At 57.9% G+C, this 20,946-nt stretch carries 23 protein-coding genes; 19 read left to right on the forward strand and 4 right to left on the reverse strand.

The window, feature by feature from the left end:
* The first annotated feature begins 14 nt into the window (after positions 1-14).
* Positions 15-1,001, forward strand: a complete 987-nt coding sequence (locus PAG01S_RS02755; protein ID WP_255265338.1) for an NAD(P)-dependent oxidoreductase — start codon at positions 15-17, stop codon at positions 999-1,001.
* Complete coding sequence (locus PAG01S_RS02760) at positions 998-1,777, forward strand: AraC family transcriptional regulator (RefSeq protein WP_010245094.1); 780 nt, start codon at positions 998-1,000, stop codon at positions 1,775-1,777. Before PAG01S_RS02755 ends, PAG01S_RS02760 begins: the two co-directional genes overlap by 4 nt.
* Here the strand turns inward: PAG01S_RS02760 and leuA are convergent.
* Positions 1,698-3,413, reverse strand: coding sequence for a 2-isopropylmalate synthase (gene leuA / locus PAG01S_RS02765; RefSeq protein ID WP_062757735.1), 1,716 nt, complete (start codon positions 3,411-3,413; stop codon positions 1,698-1,700). The two genes, PAG01S_RS02760 and leuA, sit on opposite strands and share 80 nt — an antisense overlap.
* Before the next feature lie 239 nt (positions 3,414-3,652).
* Between leuA and PAG01S_RS02770 the strand changes: the two genes are divergently transcribed.
* The 17 genes from PAG01S_RS02770 (at position 3,653) to psrA (ending at position 17,809) form a co-directional block, all read left to right on the forward strand.
* Positions 3,653-4,669, forward strand: coding sequence for a dipeptidase (locus PAG01S_RS02770; RefSeq protein ID WP_033767177.1), 1,017 nt, complete (start codon positions 3,653-3,655; stop codon positions 4,667-4,669).
* 143 nt (positions 4,670-4,812) lie between these two features.
* The gene (gene pqqA / locus PAG01S_RS21460; RefSeq protein ID WP_010245082.1) at positions 4,813-4,884 is read left to right on the forward strand and encodes a pyrroloquinoline quinone precursor peptide PqqA; all 72 of its coding nucleotides are present in this window, start codon (positions 4,813-4,815) and stop codon (positions 4,882-4,884) included.
* Between the two features lie 54 nt (positions 4,885-4,938).
* The gene (gene pqqB / locus PAG01S_RS02775; RefSeq protein ID WP_010245077.1) at positions 4,939-5,856 is read left to right on the forward strand and encodes a pyrroloquinoline quinone biosynthesis protein PqqB; all 918 of its coding nucleotides are present in this window, start codon (positions 4,939-4,941) and stop codon (positions 5,854-5,856) included.
* A 3-nt stretch (positions 5,857-5,859) separates the two neighbouring features.
* On the forward strand, positions 5,860-6,615 hold the full coding sequence (gene pqqC / locus PAG01S_RS02780; RefSeq protein WP_010245074.1) for a pyrroloquinoline-quinone synthase PqqC: 756 nt from the start codon (positions 5,860-5,862) through the stop codon (positions 6,613-6,615).
* A 3-nt stretch (positions 6,616-6,618) separates the two neighbouring features.
* Complete coding sequence (gene pqqD / locus PAG01S_RS02785; RefSeq protein ID WP_010245072.1) at positions 6,619-6,897, forward strand: pyrroloquinoline quinone biosynthesis peptide chaperone PqqD; 279 nt, start codon at positions 6,619-6,621, stop codon at positions 6,895-6,897.
* Positions 6,860-8,026 carry a pyrroloquinoline quinone biosynthesis protein PqqE gene (gene pqqE / locus PAG01S_RS02790; RefSeq protein WP_161939645.1) on the forward strand — a complete coding sequence of 389 codons (1,167 nt, stop codon included), beginning with the start codon at positions 6,860-6,862 and terminating at the stop codon, positions 8,024-8,026. Before pqqD ends, pqqE begins: the two co-directional genes overlap by 38 nt.
* On the forward strand, positions 8,026-10,302 hold the full coding sequence (gene pqqF / locus PAG01S_RS02795) for a pyrroloquinoline quinone biosynthesis protein PqqF (RefSeq protein WP_062757613.1): 2,277 nt from the start codon (positions 8,026-8,028) through the stop codon (positions 10,300-10,302). The genes pqqE and pqqF overlap by 1 nt, the downstream gene beginning before the upstream one ends.
* A gap of 114 nt (positions 10,303-10,416) precedes the next feature.
* Complete coding sequence (locus PAG01S_RS02800; RefSeq protein ID WP_010245067.1) at positions 10,417-11,001, forward strand: YceI family protein; 585 nt, start codon at positions 10,417-10,419, stop codon at positions 10,999-11,001.
* Between the two features lie 458 nt (positions 11,002-11,459).
* The gene (locus tag PAG01S_RS02805; protein ID WP_062757615.1) at positions 11,460-12,440 is read left to right on the forward strand and encodes a 6-phosphofructokinase; all 981 of its coding nucleotides are present in this window, start codon (positions 11,460-11,462) and stop codon (positions 12,438-12,440) included.
* Between the two features lie 10 nt (positions 12,441-12,450).
* The gene (locus tag PAG01S_RS02810; RefSeq protein WP_010245062.1) at positions 12,451-12,765 is read left to right on the forward strand and encodes a PTS sugar transporter subunit IIB; all 315 of its coding nucleotides are present in this window, start codon (positions 12,451-12,453) and stop codon (positions 12,763-12,765) included.
* Positions 12,758-14,125: a PTS sugar transporter subunit IIC gene (locus PAG01S_RS02815; RefSeq protein WP_050679525.1), complete on the forward strand. Its 1,368-nt coding sequence runs from the start codon at positions 12,758-12,760 to the stop codon at positions 14,123-14,125. Before PAG01S_RS02810 ends, PAG01S_RS02815 begins: the two co-directional genes overlap by 8 nt.
* Complete coding sequence (locus PAG01S_RS02820; RefSeq protein WP_010670115.1) at positions 14,112-14,954, forward strand: class II fructose-bisphosphate aldolase; 843 nt, start codon at positions 14,112-14,114, stop codon at positions 14,952-14,954. Before PAG01S_RS02815 ends, PAG01S_RS02820 begins: the two co-directional genes overlap by 14 nt.
* A gap of 95 nt (positions 14,955-15,049) precedes the next feature.
* Entirely contained in the window at positions 15,050-15,319 is a 270-nt protein-coding gene (locus tag PAG01S_RS02825) for a hypothetical protein (RefSeq protein WP_010245053.1), read from the forward strand.
* A gap of 9 nt (positions 15,320-15,328) precedes the next feature.
* On the forward strand, positions 15,329-15,766 hold the full coding sequence (locus tag PAG01S_RS02830) for a PTS sugar transporter subunit IIA (RefSeq protein ID WP_010245049.1): 438 nt from the start codon (positions 15,329-15,331) through the stop codon (positions 15,764-15,766).
* The gene (locus tag PAG01S_RS02835) at positions 15,763-16,386 is read left to right on the forward strand and encodes a P-loop nucleotide/nucleoside kinase family protein (RefSeq protein WP_062757617.1); all 624 of its coding nucleotides are present in this window, start codon (positions 15,763-15,765) and stop codon (positions 16,384-16,386) included. Before PAG01S_RS02830 ends, PAG01S_RS02835 begins: the two co-directional genes overlap by 4 nt.
* On the forward strand, positions 16,355-16,795 hold the full coding sequence (locus PAG01S_RS02840; RefSeq protein WP_062757619.1) for a thiol-disulfide oxidoreductase DCC family protein: 441 nt from the start codon (positions 16,355-16,357) through the stop codon (positions 16,793-16,795). The genes PAG01S_RS02835 and PAG01S_RS02840 overlap by 32 nt, the downstream gene beginning before the upstream one ends.
* Before the next feature lie 114 nt (positions 16,796-16,909).
* Complete coding sequence (psrA, locus tag PAG01S_RS02845) at positions 16,910-17,809, forward strand: L-proline-binding transcription factor PsrA (protein ID WP_010245041.1); 900 nt, start codon at positions 16,910-16,912, stop codon at positions 17,807-17,809.
* Here psrA and PAG01S_RS02850 read toward each other — a convergent pair.
* The 3 genes from PAG01S_RS02850 to PAG01S_RS02860 form a co-directional block, all read right to left on the reverse strand.
* On the reverse strand, positions 17,784-18,593 hold the full coding sequence (locus PAG01S_RS02850; RefSeq protein WP_062757621.1) for a molybdate ABC transporter substrate-binding protein: 810 nt from the start codon (positions 18,591-18,593) through the stop codon (positions 17,784-17,786). The two genes, psrA and PAG01S_RS02850, sit on opposite strands and share 26 nt — an antisense overlap.
* A gap of 9 nt (positions 18,594-18,602) precedes the next feature.
* Positions 18,603-19,910, reverse strand: a complete 1,308-nt coding sequence (locus tag PAG01S_RS02855) for an MFS transporter (protein WP_088234226.1) — start codon at positions 19,908-19,910, stop codon at positions 18,603-18,605.
* Positions 19,911-20,235: 325 nt separating this feature from the next.
* Positions 20,236-20,946 (reverse strand): ArsR/SmtB family transcription factor, encoded by a 711-nt coding sequence (locus PAG01S_RS02860; protein ID WP_062757623.1) that lies wholly within the window; start codon positions 20,944-20,946, stop codon positions 20,236-20,238.

Here is a 20,946-nt window from a genome sequence, read left to right on the forward strand (position 1 = left end):
ATGGTAAGGGTTTGATGCGCTGGGGTACATCGTTTCGGGCTGGATTTTTTCTCTGTTTACCGCCAGGCTGGAATCCATCTTTTGCAGTGATCAGGCGTCCGATTCACCCGGATGCAGACAAAAAACTCACGGGAGTCAGCATGAAACAACCTGAAGTGGCGGTTCTGGGATTAGGCGCAATGGGGCACGCATTTGCCGCCAACCTGCTGAAAAATGGCTTTCGCGTTCATGGCTGGAACCGCACCCGCGCGCGCGGCGAAGATCTGCTGGATGCGGGTTTGCAGCTGGCTGACTCGCCAGCCGAGGCGGTGCGTGAAGCAGATGTCGTGATCGCCATGCTGTCTGATGGTGACACCACTGAGCAGGTGCTGCATCAGGTCCAGGAGGCGTTTAAGCAGGGCGCGACGCTCTGCCAGATGGGCACCATCGGCGTAGAAAAAACCGACGCGCTGATCGCCTTTTTCGCAGAAAAACGCCCCGATTTGTTACTGATCGACGCGCCGGTCTCCGGCACCAAAGCACCAGCAGAGAATGCGCAGATTCTGGTGCTGGCCAGCGGCGATCAGAGCCGGGCGCAGGCCGCAGAAGCGGTGTTTGCTGCCATCAGTAAAGGCACCCAGTGGCTGGGTGAGGCGGGAAAAAGCACCCGGATGAAGCTGGTCATCAACAGCTGGCTGATTGGCATGATGCAGAGCCTGGCGGAGAGTACCCGGCTGGCAGAGCAGTTCGGCTTTTCCACCGACGATCTCTGGCAGGTGCTGGAGGGCGGTCCGCTGGCCGCACCGTATGCAAAAATGAAGCTCGGGATGATCGCCAGCGACGACTTCACGCCGCAGATGCATCTGGTCTGGGCGCTGAAAGATGCCCGCCTGGCGCTGGATGCCGCAGAGACGCCGCTGCCGGCGCTGGAGAATATCGCCCAGCTCTGGCAGCAGGCGGTGGAGGCCGGACACGGTGAAGAGGATCTGGCGGTGATCTACCGCTACCTGAAGGCGCAATGAGTCAGCAGCATTTTGACTTCAGCACGCGTCCGCTGGTGCCGCTTGCGCACGATTATCTGCACGGTGCCAGCGAACCCTGGCACCAGCACGCCTGTGCCCAGCTGATCCACACCCTGAGCGGCGTGGTAAGGGTAGAGACGGAGTATGGCAGCTGGATTGTGCCGCCGAGTCGCGGCGTCTGGCTGCCCGCATTTACCCGTCATGCGCTGCAGATTACCGGCAGTGTGGCGGCGCGCACGCTGTTTATCGATCCGCTGGCGCGCGCCGATCTGCCCGCCAGTTGTCAGGTGGTGCAAATCTCACCGCTGCTGCGCGAGCTGATTGTCACGGCGCTGAGCCTGCCAGAGCGTTACGCCGCAGGCAGTCGGGCCGAGCGGGTGATGGAGTTAATTCTGGATGAGATTCGGGGCATGGATGTGCTGCCCTTTGCGCTGCCAACGCCCGACAGTCCCCGTTTACAGGCGCTGTGCGAGCTGATTCAGCAGACGCCCGGTGAGAGCTGGACGCTGCTGCGGGCCAGTGCCCACCTGAATGTCTCGGGCCGCACTCTTGCCCGCCATTTTATGCGCGAAACCGGCCTGCAGTTCAGCGACTGGGTGCGGCGCGCCCGACTGGCTATCGCCCTGACGCGACTGGCTCAGGGCGACTCCGTGCTGCGGGTGGCGCTGGAGCTGGGCTATGAAAGCCCCAGCGCGTTTAGTGCGATGTTTCGTCGTCTGCTGGGCGTCTCTCCGACTGACTATTTTCCGCCTGCAGAAACTGGCCTGCCGCGCTGAGCAGCGCCTGCAGGGCGGCGCGGGCGGTGTCATTGTCGATACTCACTCCCCAGGCTCGCGCGCCACGGGCATCCACGCAGCTGATATAGGCCACCGAGCGGCTGTCACTGCGTCGTCCCAGCGTATGCTCGTGATAGTCCTCAATGGTCAGATGCAGATCAAACGCGCTGCGCAGGGCATTGACCGCCGCCGACAGCCAGCCGTTGCCGCTGCCGGTCAGCATCAGCGATTGCGTCTGATACACCACGCTGGCGCTAATCTGCGTCTGCCCGCCGCTGTCACTCTGGCTGTCAGCCCGCTGTAATGCCACCGCGGGCTGCGTTACGCCATACTGGCGGCAGAAGAGCTGCCACAGCGCGTAGTGCGTCATCTCTCCGCCGTGCCGGTCAGTCTCCTGCTGAACACAGCGGCTGAAATCCTGCTGCAGCGCTCGCGGCATTTGTAACCCGTGATTCTGCTCCAGCAGCCAGGCGGCCCCGCTTTTTCCCGACTGGCTGTTAACGCGGATCACCGCCTCATAGCTACAGCCAATGTCGGCCGGGTCCAGCGGCAGGTAAGGCATCTGCCACTCTGTCTCCTGCTGCTGAGCGCGGATGGCAAACCCTTTTTTAATTGCATCCTGATGAGAACCAGAGAAGGCGGTGAAGACCAGCTCGCCCGCATAGGGATGGCGCGGATGAACCGGCAGCTGGTTGCAGCGGGTTACCACTTCAATTACCTCATGCATCTGGCTGAAATCGAGCTGGGGCGAAACGCCCTGGGTATAGAGATTCAGCGCCAGCGTCACCAGGTCCACATTGCCGGTGCGTTCACCGTTACCAAACAGACAGCCCTCGACCCGGTCAGCGCCCGCCAGCAGCGCCAGTTCTGCGCAGGCAACGCCGGTGCCGCGATCGTTGTGCGGATGCACGCTGATGCAGACGGCATCACGGCGGCTGAAGTGACGGCAGAAAAACTCAATCTGATCGGCATAAACGTTGGGTGTGTTCACCTCCACCGTGGCGGGAAGGTTAATGATCATCGGGCGCTGCGCGTCCGGTTGCCAGACATCGGCTACCGCCTCGCAGATCTCCAGCACAAACTCCGGCTCGGTAAAGCAGAAGGTCTCTGGCGAATATTCAAAGGTCCAGTGGGTTTCCGGCTGCGCCTCGCATTCGGCGCGGATCTGCCGTGCACCAGCGGTGGCCAGCGCCACGATTTCCGCTTTGCTCTGCTTAAATACCCGCTCGCGAAACAGCGGCGCGGTGGCGTTATAGAGATGCACGATGGCGCGCGGGACGCCCCGCAGCGCCACAAACGTGCGGGCAATCAGGTCCTCACGCGCCTGAGTCAGCACCTGTAACGTCACATCCTCCGGGATACGCTGCTGCTCAATCAGGTCGCGGACGAAATCGAAATCGGTCTGCGACGCCGAGGGAAAGGCGACCTCGATCTCCCGAAACCCGCAGCGCAGCAGCAGATCCCAGAAGGCCATTTTGCGTTCCCGATCCATCGGTTCTGCCAGCGCCTGATTGCCGTCACGCAAATCGGTGGAGAGCCAGCGCGGCGCCTGGGTCAGCTGGCGTGAGGGCCACTGGCGATCGGGCAGGGTGATCAGCGGGGAGGGACGATATTTATCAGCGGGTCGGGTCAGCATAAGAGTCTCCTGTGGTTTTTTATCAGTCTGCCGACACGCCTCCGGGTCCGCGCGCGCAGGGCTGACAACCTGACGCGCAAAAGTGACAACACCCTGCATGACCTGCATGACCTGCATGACCTGCATGACCTGCATGACCTGCATGACCTGCATGACCTGCGTGGCCCTGCGTGCGCTCTGGTTTGGTGAATCCGCCGGGCAGGGTTAGCATGGTCGCCTGTTTATTTGGGTGGACTCTTATGCTGATTTTTGACGGTCACAACGATCTGTTGCTTAACCTCTGGCTGCATCATCGTGATGCGCCCGCGCAGGCGTTTTATCAGGGGATTGAACGGGGCCACCTCGATTTTCCGCGCATTCAGCAGGGCGGGCTCGGCGGCGGGCTGTTTGCAATCTTTGTGCCTCCGCAGGAGTACATTGCCCGCACCGTTCCGGCACGTGCCGACGAGCCGTTTCAACCGCTTCAGATCATGTGGCAACAGCTTGAGATCCTGCAGCAGCTGGCTGATGCGTCAGGCGGGCGGGCGCGACTCTGCCGTAGCCATGACGAGATCGTCGCCTGCCGCGCCGCAGGCGTACTGGCGATGGTGGCACACATCGAAGGTGCTGATGCGCTGGATGAGGAGGGCGAGCAGCTGCACGCCTTCTGGCAGGCGGGAGTGCGCAGCATCGGGCCATTCTGGAATCTGGCCAGCCGCTTTGGTGAAGGCGTCAGCGGCACCTTTCCTGGCTCGCCCGACACCGGGCCAGGCCTGACCCGCGCCGGAGAGAGGCTGATTCAGCAGGCGAGTGACCTGAAGATGATGATTGACGTGTCGCATATGAACGCAAAAGCCTTTTGGGACACCGCCCGGCTCTCCAGCGCGCCGCTGGTCGCCAGCCACTCCAACGCGCATGCTCTCTGTCCGCAGCCGCGTAATCTGACGGATGACCAGCTGGTGGCAATCCGCGACAGCGGCGGTCTGGTCGGCATTAATTTCGGCAACGCTTTTCTGCGCGCCGACGGTAAACGCGACGCTGACACGCCATTAACAGAAATTGTTAAGCATTGTGATCACTTGTTGAAGATAATGGGCAGCGACCATGTAGCCTTTGGCTCTGATTTCGACGGGATTACCCCACCGGCTGCGCTGGGCGATGTCAGCGGATTGCCGCGATTGCTCGCCGCTTTTCAGGAAGCGGGCTATGATCAGACACTGACAGAGAAACTGGCATGGGGAAACTGGCAGCGGGTTTTACATCTGACCGGGCTGTGATAACAATTTCCTGATGTTCCGGGCTTGATCCCGACGCGCCATTGGCGCAACATCTGCCTGGAAATTGTGACGGCGGTCTCATTCAATGCCGGTCACACTGATTTCAGGCAGCTCATTTACTGTTAACCAAGAGGAAGTAACTCATGTGGAAAAAACCAACTTTCGTTGATATGCGTCTCGGTCTGGAAGTGACTCTCTACATCTCCAACCGTTAATCGTTCTGCCCGCCCTCTGAGCGGGCATTTTTTTTCAACTTCTGGTTTTCCTCTATGTTTATCAAAATCCTCGGTTCAGCCGCGGGCGGCGGGTTTCCGCAGTGGAACTGTAACTGCGCCAACTGCCACGGCGTGCGTAACGGCACGATTCAGGCTCAGGCACGCACGCAATCGTCGATTATCCTCAGCGATAACGGCGAAGATTGGGTGTTATGCAACGCTTCACCCGACATCAGCCAGCAGATCCTGCATACGCCAGAACTGACCCGCAAAGGGGTGTTACGCGGCACGGCGATCGGCGCGATTATCCTTACCGACAGCCAGATTGATCACACCACCGGGCTGCTGAGCCTGCGTGAGGGCTGTCCGCATCAGGTGTGGTGCACGCCGGAAGTGCATGGTGACCTCAGCACCGGCTTCCCGATATTTCCTATGCTCACCCACTGGAATGGAGGCTTACAGCACCGTCCCATTGCGCCACTGACGCCGTTCAGCGTCGATGTCTGTGGTGATCTTCAGTTCACCGCGATTCCGATTATCAGTAATGCACCGCCTTACTCGCCGTATCGCGACCGGCCACTGCCGGGCCATAACGTGGCGCTGTTTATTGAAAACCGCGCGAATGGCCAGACGCTGCTTTACGCGCCAGGCCTGGGCGAGCCGGATGCGGTGATCCTGCCGTGGCTGCAAAAAGCGGATTGCCTGCTGATTGATGGCACCGTCTGGCAGGATGATGAGCTGCTGACTACTGGCGTGGGTCATAACACCGGCAAGGCGATGGGCCATCTGGCGCTGGCGGAAGAGCAGGGGCTGATGGCGCTGCTGGCATCGCTGCCGGCAAAACGCAAAATTCTGATCCACATTAACAACACCAATCCGATCCTTAACGAGCAATCACCGCAGCGTCAGTTTCTGACGGAGCAGGGAATAGAGGTGAGCTGGGACGGAATGGCGATCCACCTTCAGGGCTAAAACATGCAGATCACTGACACGCTGTCGCCGCAGGCTTTTGAACAGGCCCTGCGCGACAAAGGCGCTTACTACCATATCCATCACCCGTATCACATCGCGATGCATAACGGTCAGGCCACGCGCGAGCAGATTCAGGGCTGGGTGGCGAATCGTTTCTATTACCAGACCACCATTCCGCTGAAAGATGCGGCGATCATGGCCAACTGCCCCGATCCGGCTACCCGCCGTAAGTGGGTGCAGCGCATCCTCGACCACGACGGCAGCAACGGCGAAGAGGGCGGCATTGAGGCCTGGCTGCGGCTGGGCGAGGCGGTCGGGCTGACGCGCGAAGAACTACTTTCAGAGCAGCATGTGCTGCCGGGCGTGCGCTTCGCGGTGGATGCATATATTAACTTTGCCCGCCGCGCCAACTGGCAGGAGGCAGCCTGCAGCTCACTCACCGAGCTGTTCGCACCGCAGATCCACCAGTCACGGCTCGATAGCTGGCCGCAGCACTATCCGTGGATCAAAGAAGAGGGCTATTTCTACTTTCGCAGTCGCCTGGGTCAGGCGAACCGCGATGTGGAACATGGCCTGGCGCTGGCGCTGGAATATTTCACCACCGCTGAGACGCAAAACCGCATGCTGGAAATTTTGCAGTTTAAGCTCGATATTTTATGGAGCATGCTGGACGCCATGACCATGGCATACGAGCTGAAACGTCCGCCTTATCACACCGTGACTGATAAAGCGGCGTGGCACACCACCCGACTGGTATAACAGATGAATGAAAACTCGATTGCCGCGTTTCGTCGCGGCTACCGTATGCAGTGGGAAGCCGCCCAGGATACTCATGTGGTGCTCTATCCCGAAGGCATGGCGAAGCTGAACGAAACCGCCGCCGCCATCCTTGAACTGGTGGATGGCAAGCAGGATATCGCCGCGATTATCGCAACGCTGGATAGCCGTTTTCCGGAAGCGGGCGGCGTGGGTGCAGACGTTTTAGAGTTCCTGCAATCAGCCTATGAACAGAAGTGGATACAGTTCCGTGACCCCGCATAAACCTGACGTGAATCCGCCGCTCTGGCTGCTGGCCGAGCTGACCTATCGCTGTCCGCTGCAGTGTCCCTACTGCTCCAACCCGCTGGATTTCGCCCAGCAGGAGAAGGAGCTGACCACCGAGCAGTGGATTGAGGTGTTTCGTCAGGCGCGGGCGATGGGCAGCGTGCAGCTCGGATTCTCGGGCGGCGAGCCGCTGGTTCGTAAAGATCTGCCGGAGCTGATCAAAGCGGCGCGCGACCTCGGCTTCTACACCAACCTGATCACCTCGGGCATCGGCCTGACGGAGAAGAAGCTGGATGCGTTCAGCGAGGCGGGGCTGGATCATATCCAGATCAGCTTCCAGGCGAGTGACGAAACCCTGAATGCGGCGCTGGCCGGTTCGAAAAAAGCGTTTCAGCAGAAGCTGGAGATGGCGAAAGCGGTGAAAGCCCACGGCTATCCGATGGTGCTGAACTTTGTACTGCATCGCCATAACATCGACCAGATCGACAGGATCATCGATCTCTGCATTGAGCTGGAAGCGGATGACGTGGAACTGGCGACCTGTCAGTTCTACGGCTGGGCGCAGCTTAACCGTGAAGGCCTGCTGCCCACCCGCGAGCAGATAGCCCGCGCAGAGGCGGTGGTGAAAACCTACCGCGAGCGGATGAGCACCACCGGCAATCTGACCAACCTGCTGTTTGTGACGCCAGACTACTACGAAGAGCGCCCTAAGCCCTGCATGGGTGGCTGGGGCGCCATCTTCCTCAGCGTTACGCCAGAGGGCACCGCGCTGCCGTGCCACAGTGCGCGTCAGCTCCCGATAGAATTTCCCTCAGTGCTGACGCAAAGTCTGGACGATATCTGGTATAACTCATTCGGCTTCAACCGTTATCGCGGTTTTGACTGGATGCCAGAGCCATGCCGCTCCTGTGATGAGAAAGAGAAAGATTTTGGCGGCTGTCGCTGTCAGGCTTACATGCTGACCGGCAATGCCGACAACACCGATCCGGTCTGCAGCAAATCACCGCATCACGGCAAAATCCTTGACGCCCGGCGTGAGGCGGATTGCAGCGACATTAAAATTGGTCAGCTGCAGTTCCGTAACCGCAGCAACTCACAATTGATCTATAAAACACGGAACCTCTGATGAAAACGCGTTGCCTGGAGATAAACGGTCTGACGGTTGAACTGGTGCATCAGCCCGATGCCAGCCAGGCCGCCGCCCTGATTCAGGTGGGCGCGGGGAGTCACGACGAACCCGATCGCTGGCCCGGACTGGCGCATCTGCTTGAACATCTGCTGTTCACCGGCAGCACCGGCTGGCCTGATGAGGGCCGGTTGATGAGCTGGATTCAGACGCAGGGTGGCAGGGTTAACGCCACCACGCTGGCCCGGCGCAGCGCGTTCTTTTTTGAGGTCACGCCGTCGCTGCTGGCTGAGGGGCTGGCGCGGCTGCAGGATATGGTCTGCCATCCGCTGCTTGATAATCAGGCGATCGGTCAGGAAGTGGCGGTGATTGATGCAGAATATCAGCTATTGCAGCGTCATCAGCCGTCACGCATTGAAGCCGCACTGCTGCACGCCGCCGCGTCACCTGCGGAATTCCACCGGTTCCATATTGGCAGCCGGGCGAGTTTTGGCGATGAGCTCTCTGCACTACAGCGGGCCCTGCGCCAGTTCCACCAGCGCTACTACTTCGCCAGCAATATGCGGCTCTGGCTGCAGGGGCCGCACTCACTGGATGAGCTGGAACAGCTGGCGCGTAACGTTGCTGCCGCGCTGCCCTCCGGTCAGTGGCGACAGGATCTGCCACCGCCGCAGCTGACCAGCGATACCTGCTGGCAGCTGGCAGAGACCGCACCTGGGGCGCTATGGCGCAGCTGGATACTGGATAACAGTGACGGTGTCACGTTATGGCGTGAATTTCTGCTGGATGAAGCACCCGGATCGCTGCTGGCTACCCTTCGTGAGCAGGGGCTGGCGGAGTCGCTGGAGCTGAAGTGGATCTATCAGGCGGGAGGCGCGCTCTGGCTGGCGCTGGGCGTTGAAACGCATCAACCCGAAACCGTTAATGTCTTGATCGACCGTTATCTGGAGGCACTGCGCCAGACGAATAAGCCACAACATCAACACTATCACCAGCTGGCAAAGCAGCGATTCGTGACACTGTCACCGATGGAGCAGTTACGCCAGCGCGCAATCGGCTTTGCGCCAGATGAAGCCGTGCCTGCGTTACAGCCGCTGCTGGCGCGTCTCACCGACGCGCCGGGCACGCTGCTGTTCTGCACGTCGCACCCGGCTGAGGAAACCCTTCAGACGCAGGGATTCAGCCTTGCGCTGACCGCCTGGCAACCAGCCCCGTCTGAGGCGCTACCTCCGGCGAATTTCACATTCTATCCGTTCGAGACCGCCTTAACGTCTGAGCCGCTGCCCGCACAGGCGGTGGCATTGCCGCATCATCAGCCTGACGACCTGCAGGCGACGCTGATCCTGCGACCAGAGTTCTGGTCAACGTTCACCGAAGCGACAGGCGAAGCGCTGGGGCGGCGGTTACGTCCGCTGTTTGCCGCGTTGCGTCATCAGGGCGGCAACGGCAGCTGGCAGGAAGTGGAGGGCGTGTGGCAACTGACGCTACAACTGACGCCGGATGAGGCGGTGGCTGACCGGGCGCTGAGCCAGATCGTCGCCGCACTGACGCTGCCGGTTGAGGCGGCGCAGCCTTCTTCGGGAGAAAGCATCGCGATCCGTGCACTGCTGCGGCAGTTGCCCTGGCAGCTGGCCGCCACCATTACGCCACATTGCTGGCGGGCGGCGCTGAAAGGCGGCAACGCGGCACTGCATTCACTGATTGCCCGGCGGCTGAGCGCACTGTCGCTACCGGTTAACCCTGACACGCCGCCAAAGCGCATGACGACGCAAACCGGTATGACGCGCCTGCCACACAGCAGCGCGGACAATGCTCTGCTGCTGTTTATCCCGCTGCATCGACCTGAACAGCTGGCGGCGCTTCGCGCGCTGGCGCTGATCTACGAGCCGCGCTTTTTCCAGCGCTATCGCGTTGAGCAGCCTATCGGTTATGTGGTGAGCAGCCGCTATATGCGCTGTGCCGATGAAGATGGGGTGCTGTTTGCGCTGCAGTCGCCCGATTACAGCGCGCTGTCACTGCTGCGCTACTGCCGCAACTTCCTGCGGTCACTGAACGAGACGCTGGCGGGTTACGATCTGGCGGCACTGAAAGCGCGTCTTCTGAGCCGGGAAGTGGATCAGCCACTGGCGTGCTTACGCGCTGACAATGGCCTGGCAGAACCGGATGCGGCGCAGATTGAGGCGCTGACACTTGCGGATCTGCAACAGCTTCACCGCACGCTGATTCAGGATCGCCGCCGCTGGCGGGTGCTGTTCACCGGCGGCGAGAATGTGTAGCGCCCGGTATAAAGTTGCTGAATTTATTTGAAAATTACCGACAAATCTCTTCACTGTCTATTCCGGGCGAACTGGACCACACTCAATTCACTTTGTCCGCATAAGGAATTGACCGTGAAAAACTTCAAACGTATTGCACTGCCCCTGTTAGCCGCTGCCACCCTCTACGCCCCGTTGTCTCAGGCTGAGGCGATGCACTACCAGCTGAATCCTGAGCATACGTCGGTGATTGTTGCCTGGAACCACTTCGGCTTCTCAAACCCTACCGCTGATATCCCTGATGCAACCGGTAACCTGGTGTTTGATAAAGATCATCCAGAGGCATCACGCGTTGACGTGACCCTGCCAGTCAGCAAAATCGACAGCCACGTGGCTGCGCTGACCAAAGAATTCAAAGGCGCTGAGTACTTCGACACCGCTAAATATCCGACTGCGACCTTCCACAGCACCAAAGTGGTGGCGAAGGGCGACAACAAATTTGATGTTGAAGGCAACCTGACCCTGAAAGGGATCACCAAGCCAGTTACGCTGCACGCGACGCTGAACAAGCAGGGCGAGCATCCGATGGTGAAAAAGCAGGCGATTGGTTTTGATGCCACCGGCACCATCAAGCGTTCTGACTTCAAGCTGGACAAATATGTCCCAGCGGTAAGCGACGAGGTCACTCTGACTTTGTCTACTGAAGCCTACGCGAAGTAAGCTTTTTGGGGCGTAGTGGCTTGCTGCTACGCCCCTTATTCGTTTTTTCTGCGCCTTCTTCCCCTCTGAAATCTATTCTGCCGGCCTGTTTATCTGCCATAAAATAATCCGGATATCTCCTCATCAATTATCTTCTGAACGCTTTATCTGGCCCGGAACCGGGAAAAATGAGGCGAAAGTCACAAATTTGCAACAGCACGGAATAAGCCACTCTGTGCCGCTGTGTGGCGAAATAAAATTCAGATGCCTTCTGAACTAACTCATTGATTTATATCGTTTCACTCTAATCGGCCTTCCCGCGAATAGTGTGATTTTGATCTCAAAAACCGCCGCTCAGACACCCCTGTCAATAACCCCGCCCAAAAAATACCGCTCGTAACTGTGATCTCCTCTGCAAATAGCAACCCCACGAACCGGAAGAATGGCCCTCAGCAGATTAAGCCAGCGAGGTGAGGGAAATGCGAATTGGAATGGTGATCAGTGGCGGTGATGTAACCGGCATTAATAATTTTGTCTTCCAGTTAGGACGTCTGACGCAGGCGGAGATCGTGATATTTGATGGTGGCATTCCCGGCCTGCTGGCAAATAACCATCGTGATATCAGCCAGCGTGATCTGCTCGACTTTGCCATCGCCCCGATTCCGGTTATGCAATCGGGACGCACGCAAAAGAAACTGGTGCGCAGCGAATATGAATGTATTGCGCGCCAGCTGAAAAGCGCCCGTATTGAAGTGTTAATTATGGCGGGCGGAGACGGGTCGCTGCAATTTCTCCATACCCTGTCGGAGTCTGGCGTTAATTGTTTCGGCGTCGGCATGACCATCGATAATGATGTCTTCGGCAGTGATTACACCCTGGGTTTTTCCACCGCCTGCGAGCAGGTATTAAAAGAGGTCGCGAAACTGCGGAATACCGGGCGCGCCTTACCTGGCCGGGTATTTATGCTGGAGTTACTCGGCGGCTACTGCGGCGAATTAACCCTGCAGTCGGCGATTAAATCCAATGCGGACATTGCGCTGATCCCGGAGTGCCAGATTCCTTTGCCACAGCTGGCGCAGCGCATCACCCGGCGGCTGGCAGAGCAGAACAGCGTGATCATTCTCTGTTCAGAAGGCTACACCCGCGAATATTCGCCGGGTTTTCAGGGGGCTATCGACACCTTAATCAAACAGCTTGAGCCGCTTATTGGCGTACGCGTCCGTAAAACTATCCTCGGTTACGGGCTGCGGAATGGTGATCCCACCTGCGAAGAGATTTATCAGGGCACCATTATGGCCAGTGAAGTGGTGCGTTGTATTCAGTCAGGCATGCGGAATAAAGCGGTCATTATTAACGGCAGCAATAAACCGATTCCGATTGATTTAATAAGCATGCAAAAACGCCTGGTCGATATTGACGGGCACCATTACAAACTCGCTAAACAACTCAATATATTGTGAGGAGAAAACCATGCTGAAAATATTATGTGTCTGTGGTTGTGGCTTAGGATCCAGTTTTGCGATTGAGATGAGCGCAAAAGCGGTTTTAAAAAAACTGGAGATTGAGGCCGATATCGATCACACCACCATTTCAGAAGCGAATGCCTTTAAGTCGGACATGATTCTGACGCAAAAAGCCTTTGCCGATGTGTTAAATGCCGACGCCAGTCCGGAACAGATTAAGCGGGTCATTATTCTTAACCGGCTCACCGATAAAGCGGAAATAGAGCAGAAGATCCTGGCCTTTTTAAAAGAACGCAACGTAAAGGTCGCCGCCCATGAATAGTGTGATCGACTTCCTGGTAAAAGATCTGCTGGGGCAGGCGTCTATTCTGATCGCCTTTATTGCCCTGATCGGTCTGCTGCTGCAAAAGAAATCCGCAGGCAAGGTGGTGGAAGGCACCTTTAAAACCCTGCTCGGCTTTTTAATTATGATGGCGGGTATCAATATTATTGTGGGAACCCTGACGTTCCTCAATACCATTTTTACCCACGGCTTTGGCATGCGCGGCTATATCACCGATGTTGCCGCCATTGCCGGGCTGGCTAACCGTGAGCTGGGGTCTGAAGTGGCACTGACGCTGCTGGTGATCTTTATCGTCAATATCATCATCGCGCGACTGACGCCCTTTAAGTACATCTTCCTCACCGGCCAGGCCCTGCTGTGGATGGCGACGATTGGCGCGGTGATTGGCTACAAAGCGGGGCTGACCGGTCTGCCGCTGATCCTGACCGGCGGTATCTTTGGCGGGGTCATGGCCGTGGTGATGCCTGCGCTGGCGCAGCCGGTGGTACGACGTATTACCGATTCGGACGACGTTGCCCTGGGTCACTTCTGCACCATTGGTTATCTGGTCACTGCGGCGGTCGCCAAAGTGGTCGGCAAAGGATCGCGATCCACTGAAGATCTGAAGCTGCCCGATAACTTCAAGTTTCTGCAGGATACCTATCTGTCGATGGCGCTGGTGATGGTGCCGATGTACCTGATCCCCGCCGTGGCGGCCGGTCCGGCGTTTATCGCCCAGTACAGCAACGGCATGAACTACCTGATGTACGCCTTTATGCAGTCGATTCAGTTCGTGGCCGGAGTCTTTGTGCTCTACAGCGGCGTTCGTCTATTGCTGAACGAGCTGGTGCCTGCCTTCCGCGGTATCGCCATGCGTGTCGTGCCGGATGCCAAACCGGCGCTGGACTGCCCGGTTATGTTTCCCTATGCCCCGAACGCGGTGATTGTTGGCTTTCTCGCCACCACGCTCGGCTCAATTGTCGGCATGCTCGTCTTCCCGATGTTTGGTCTGGCGATGATCCTGCCTGGCCTGCTGACCAACTTCTTTGCCGGTGGCACCGCCGGGGTATTTGGTAATGCCATGGGCGGACGGCGCGGCGCGATGATCGGCGGCTTCGTCCACGGCCTCTTTATCACCATTCTGCCCGCCATCCTGGTGCCGATGCTGGAGAGCTATGGCTTCACCGGTGTGACCTTCAGTGACTCAGATGTCATCAGTACCGGCCTGGTGCTCGGCCACGCCTTCCAGAATAACTGGCTGTTCGTTGCTCTGTTTATTGCCTTTGTTACCGCGCTTGCCTGGTTTGTTAATGGCAAATCCACAAAACCTCAAGAGGAAAAAATCCATGAAACTTTATAACTTCGCCGATCTGTTACAGCTGGCTAAGCAGCGCGACTTTAAAGCGGTGGGTTCTTTTAATCTTCACTGCCTGGAGATGCTGCCCGCCTATTTTAAAGCGGCAGAGAAAACCAATAGTCCGTTAATGATTCAGATCTCTACCGGAACGGCGAAATATCTCGGCCATAAATTACTGGTCGATGCGATTAAATCGCTGTCAGAGAGTATGAATGTCCCGACCTGTCTGCATCTCGATCACTGTTCCGATTTAGCGGCGATTCAGACAGCAATTGATGCCGGATTCAGTTCCGTGATGTATGACGGGTCACATCTGTCGATAGAAGAGAATATTGCCAATACCCGCCGGGTGATTGATATGGCGCGTCCGCACAATGTTTCGGTAGAAGCGGAGCTGGGCGCGATTGGCGGCTCGGAAGATGGTAAATGCGTGGAAATGGAGGCGATTGCGTTTACGCCGGTGGAAGATGCGCGCCGCTTTGTCGAAGAGACCGGCGTCGATATGCTGGCGATCTCCATCGGCACCGTGCATGGACTTTACACCGGCAAAGCGCATATTCAGCATCAGCGGCTGGCAGATATCACGGCGGCAACCCACACGCCACTGGTGCTGCACGGCGGCACCGGCGTCAGCGATGAAGATATGCGGCTGGCGGTCAGCAGCGGTATTGAGAAGGTCAATGTCGGCACCGAAATGAATGTTCAGTGGGTGGCGCAGTGCAAATCGACCTTTGAAAAAGGCAAGGTCAATGACAGCGTGCGTAATTTCCTGGTGCCGGCCAATGATGCGGTAACCAGTGTGCTGGTAGAGAAGATGCAATTATTCCGGTAATCGCCCGTTTCGCTATCACCGGCTTATTGCGTCAAACCTTTTATAATTACCTATAAATCTGAGCCACCCCGACATGCTACGGGGCAGGAGAGCCTATGTTTGGATTCTTAAAAAAGTCTCCGGCTGTGGAACAACCCAGCGAGCAGCAACAGGATCATCTGGCGGAATTAAGTCGCGAGAAAATAACGCAACTGGAGCAGCAGCTGGCTATTAATCCGCGTGATGGCGAAACGCAAAAACAATTAATGCTGGAATATAACCGGGCATTAAGCTTATTTGCGAAAAGCCGTCGCTATCGCAATGAAATTGATGCGCTGTTTGTCAAAATCGATGAATTACGCAATGTGGTTCGCCAGTCGATTTAAGGAGAGCTGATGACGATTAAGCAGTTATTGCAAGAGGCAAACGCTATTCAGATTGGTATCGACGCCACGGACTGGCGTCAGGTTATCGCGCTGGCTGCCGAACCCCTGGTCAGTGGCGGCTATCTCGATGCCTCTTATCCTGATGCGGTCATTGCCAATACCCTGGCCCATGGCGCTTACTACGTGTTTGAAGAGGGGATCGCCATTCCCCATGCGCGACCGGACGCGGGGGTGATCCGCGACTGTTTCAGTATGATTCTGTTGAATGAGCCGATCTCGTTTGAGGGCAGTGATAAAGCGGACATTGTGATTATGTTTGGCGCGCGTGACAGCAATGCGCATATAGAAGAGGGGATCCGCGCGATTGTGTCGCTGCTGGAAGATGAGGAAACGCTGGTCCGGTTACGTCAGGCCAGCAGTGTCGCGGAGGTCATCGATATCTTATGACGCAAAATATCCCCCCCAAACGCGTGGTGCTGGTTAACGGTATTCCGGCATCGGGTAAAAGCACCCTGACGCGCGTGCTGTCACAACACTTTGGCTGGCCGGTGCTGACGCTCGATAGCCTGAAAGAGCCGTTTATGCACGCTTTTGCGCCGGTCGATCGCCAGCGTAACCGGCAACTGGGCTGCGCGGCCTATCAGGCGATCTGGAACATCGTCGCGCAGGCACCCGCCAGTCAGATCTGGCTGATCGACGCCTGGTTTGGGTTCCAGCCCCGCACGCTGCTGGAGCAGGGACTGAAACAGGCGGGCGTGGAGGAGGCGCTGGAACTGTGGCTGAAGATTGAACCGGAAGCGGCGGTGGCGCGCTATCAGGCGCGGCTGTCGCAGCGGCTGCCGGGCCATCCAGGGGCTGAGTATCTGCCGGAGCTGCGCCAGCTGGCACAACAGGCCACTCCGATGGCGCTGGGCCAGGTGTATGAGGTTGATGCCTGCGCCCAGGATCACGCTGCCGTTATTCACTGGCTGCAGCAGCAACTGACCAGAACCCGCTACACTTCAGTTCATCATAAGAGGAGTGAGGAGTTGCAGGATGTCGTCGCCCCCTTATCTGCAAACCGGTGAAAGCGCCGTGCTCTATGACGGCGTCTGTAAGCTGTGTAACGGCTGGGTTCAGTTCCTGCTGCGTCGCCATCTGGCGCGGCAGGTCCGTTTTGCCTCTGTGCAGAGCGAGCAGGGCAAAGCGCTGCTGCGCTGGGCCGGACTGCCGGAAGAGAACATCAGCACCATTGTCTACATTGCCTATAACCAGCACTGGCTGCGGGCGCAGGCGGTGTTCCGCGTGATGCAGCACCTGCCGGCCCCGTGGCGCGGGCTGGCGGTGCTGTGCCACTTTCCCGACGCGATCAGTAATTTTGCCTACGACCGTATCGCGTTAAACCGCTATAAGCTGTTTGGGCGTTACAGCGCCCAGCACGCTATCCAACCCGATTATCCCGGACGTTTTCTGCATCAGGTTGATACAGCTCACTAATCTTTAACAGCCAGTCGCAGGTGGCAATGAGATCAATGAGAACAATGATGTTATTGTTATGTCCACCGAATGTTAGATAAATGTGATGCTTTCAGGAAGCGGTAAGAGGGATTTATGCCGGTTAATTTCGATCTCAACGATCTCTACGCGTTTCGCGCGCTGGTGGAGTTTGGCAATTTTCGCCTGGCGGCAGAATCGATCTGCCTCTCACAGTCGGCGCTGAGCCGCAGGATAGATAAGCTGGAAACCTCGCTGGGGATCAAACTGTTTGAGCGTACCACGCGCCGCGTCACGCTGACCCTTAAGGGGCATGCGTTTGCTCAGCGCTCGGATAAGTTGCTGGCTGATTTTGAAGAGGTCATGGCCGATCTCAGTGAGGTGAGCTTAGCCCGCACCGGCCTGATCACCGTGGCCTGCGTGCCGTCAGCCGCCTACTACTTTATGCCCAACATTATCCGGCTGTTTCAGGCGCGCTATCCCCGCGTACGAGTCAAACTGATCGACAGCAGTGCGGCTAACGTTTATGACGCGGTGATTGGCGGTCAGGCCGACTTTGGCATCAGTTTTTCCAGCCGCTCGCAGCCGGATGTGCATTTCCAGCCGCTGATGGATGATCCCTACGTGGCGGCCTGTCGGCGTGACCATCCTATAGCCGGCAAAAAGAGTCTGAGCTGGCAGGCGTTTTATCAGTATGAGTGGGTCGGGCTGGATAAAACCTCCGGCAATCGCAACCTGCTGGATCAGGCGCTGCAGGCGATCATGCCGGAGAAACCCTGTATCTGTGAAACCCGGCACGTCACCACCATGCTGGGGATGGTTGAGGCGGGGCTGGGCATTGCTGCCGTCCCAGCCATGTCGATGCCTGGCTACGATCATGCCCTGCTGATGGCGGTTCCATTGACCGATCCGCAGGTGAAACGCACCGTGGGTCTGCTACGTAAAAATGGCCGGACGCTGTCGCACATTGCGGGCGAACTGGAGAACCTGATTATTGAACAGTATCAGCGTCTCTGACCGGTTTTGACGCTTTCACGGTGTGGAGTCCGCTGCCGTGCACCGCCTGTTGTGCTTCAGAAGAGGCGAGCCAGCGCAGCAGCTTAGCCGCCTCATCCGGCTGCGCTGACTTGCGCACCACGGCACCGGCGAAGCGGGTGGTGTATTGCAGCTTGTCCGGCAGTTCGCCAATAAAAGTGACGCCCGGCACCGGCAGCAGCTCACTGACCTGCTGAAAGCCGATAGCGTATTTACCGGCCGCGACCTCTGAGGCCACCGGGATGCGCTCAACCTTCACCGCTTTCCCCTTAACCTGATCCTCAATGCCCAGGCGGCTGAACAGCTGGCTGCTGACATATTTACCGCTGGCGCTGTCAGAATAGGCGATGGAGCTGGTGTTCAGCAGAGCAGTACGCAGCGCGCTTTCGCTGCCAATCTTAACCGGCGTGGCACCCTGTTTGATCACCGCGCCGATGCGCGAGTCCGCCAGCTCAACCCGTGAACCCGGCAGCGTCTCGCCCTGTTTTTGCAGATCGCTTAGCGCATCGCCGACCATAATCACCACATCGGCCGGTTCACCGCGCGCCAGTCGGGCCGGAATCGCCTGCGGGGTTTTGCCCATAGACGGACCGGCGACGGTGTTGATAGTGATCCCTTCACGCTGGGCGAAGCGGGGCGAGAGCGTATCCCACGCTGCTTTAAACCCGCCGGAGATCATCACCGTCAGCTCTTTTGCCTGCGCCGTGGCGCTGCCCGCCACGCTGAACAGCAGAGCAGCGTACAGCGACATCGTTTTCAGTTTCATCTTCATTCCTCAGCTAACGGTTTCATGGGCAGGTGATACGGCACTGCGTGTACGACGATAGAGATAAAGTGTTGCCCCCAGGGCGCAGACTGCGGCAAAACTCATCCAGTAGCCTGGCGAGGCTTTATCGCCGGTCATCTCAATCAGGCCGGTTGACATCACCGGCGTAAACCCGCCAAACAGCGCAGTTGCCAGGCTATAGGCCAGCGAGAAGCCCGCCACGCGCACTTCCGCTGGCATGATTTCGGTCAGCGCCGGGATCATCGCGCCGTTGTAGAGACCATAGATCATTGAAAGCCACAGCAGCACGCCCAGCATCATCGAGAAGCCCGGTGCGGCGGCCAGCATGCTCAGAGCCGGATAGGTGGTGACGATCGCCAGCAGGGTCATGGCGACCAGCACAGGCTTACGGCCAAAGCGGTCGGAGATCGCGCCGCCAATCGGCAGCCAGATAAAGTTCGACACCGCCACCAGCAACGTCACCAGCAGGCTGTCAGAGGCGCTGAGCAATAGCACTTTCTTGCCAAAGGTCGGCGCGTAAACCGTAATCAGGTAAAACGCAGTCGTGGTCATTGCTACCATCAGCATCCCGGCAATCACCACCTGCCAGTTGGCGAGCAGGATGCGGAACACCTGCTTCACATCGGGATGGCTGCGACGGTTGTTGAACTCCTGGGTCTCTTCCAGCTTGCGACGCAGCACGAAAATAAACGGCACAATCAGGCAGCCAAACAGGAACGGAATGCGCCAGCCCCATTCACGGATGGCACTCTCTTCCAGCACCGCGTTGAGGATAAAGCCCATCGCCGCCGCCACCATAATCGCGACCTGCTGACTGCCTGACTGCCAGCTGGTGTAGAAGCCCTTGCGGCCTGGTGTGGCAATCTCTGCGAGATAGACCGACACGCCGCCCAGCTCTGCACCGGCGGAGAAGCCCTGCAGCAGCCGACCGATCAGCACCAGCAGCGGCGCCCACAGGCCAATACTCTGGTAAGAGGGGATCAGCACGATCATAAAGGTGCCTGCTGCCATGATGGAGAGCGTGACGATCAGCCCTTTACGACGGCCAACCTTATCGATGTACGCCCCCAGCACTACCGCGCCAATCGGGCGCATCAGGAACCCTGCGCCAAACACGGCAAAGGTCATCATCAGTGAGGCGAACTCACTGCTGGCCGGGAAAAAGGTATGGGCGATATAGGTGGCATAGAAACCGAACAGGAAGAAGTCGAACTGTTCGAGAAAGTTGCCTGAGGTAACACGGAATATTGCGCCAATCCTGGCGCGGTGAGTCATGGGTGAGGTTGTCTGCATCAGTAGCTCCAGTAAGGTATGACGCTTTTTGCCGCGCCTGTCACTGAAGAGTGGATCAGCGCCCGGCGCTAAATAAGTGCAAAAAGGGCATCGATTAATGTGCCAGCCGCATGATTGCCAGGCGTTATCACTTAAAGTGTTTCGCATTCAACAGGTTAAATGGCGGGATGGTTTTTTTGTGCCTGTTAGTGAGCCTGAGAGGAGTTTGCGGAAATGTGACAGATTTCATAAGCGTGTTGCAGGCGAATAGGGGGAATCTAGCTTGTCTGAGGCCATCAGCGCAGAGTCTGGCGGCAACAAAAAGGTTCAGAACGCAGGCAGCAAGGCGTCAGGGAAAGGTTATGCCAAAAATCTGATGTAAATGTCGGACGCCCGCTACGGTAAAAACCACTTCACGGTAGCCAGGCTGCCGGGTTAGCCAGCCTTGCGTTTCAAAGGCACTCAGCAGCGCTGCACCCGCGTAGCCGCCGAGATGGAACCGGCGCTCACTCCAGTCGAGACAGCCACAGCAGGCTCTGCGGCGTCCGGGCTGCGACAGATCAATCTGCAACGCCGCAAACTGCTGCTGTCCATATAAGGTGACAGCGCTGCCTTCCGGTGTGATCCAGCCCTGTTGCGCCATTACGGCATAGATCTGCACCGCAATATCACCGGCCAGATGGTCGTAACAGGTGCGGGCGGAGCGAAGCGATGTTGGGGTGGTGCTCGCCGGCGCGGCAATCCGTCGCCAGGACACGCCCATCATGTTCTCAATCAGCGCAGCGATATCACTGCCGGTCAGTCGGTAATAACGGTGACGCCCCTGCGCCACGCAGACGATCAAGCCGCTGGTGATCAACCGGTTCAGATGGGCGCTGGCGGTTGAGGGTGCCACATCGGTGACGGCACTGAGTTCGGTGGCGGTCCAGGCGCGTCCATCCATCAGCGCGGACAGCATCTTCACCCGTGACGGATCGGCCATTGCGGCGGCGACGCCCACAATCGCATTCTCAAGTGCTTCGCTATCGCCAGGTGCGTTGTGCGGTTGTGGTGTTGCCAT

Origin of the sequence: Pantoea agglomerans NBRC 102470 (assembly GCF_001598475.1) — a bacterium.
In the GTDB taxonomy this organism is placed as follows: Bacteria; Pseudomonadota; Gammaproteobacteria; order Enterobacterales; family Enterobacteriaceae; genus Pantoea; species Pantoea agglomerans.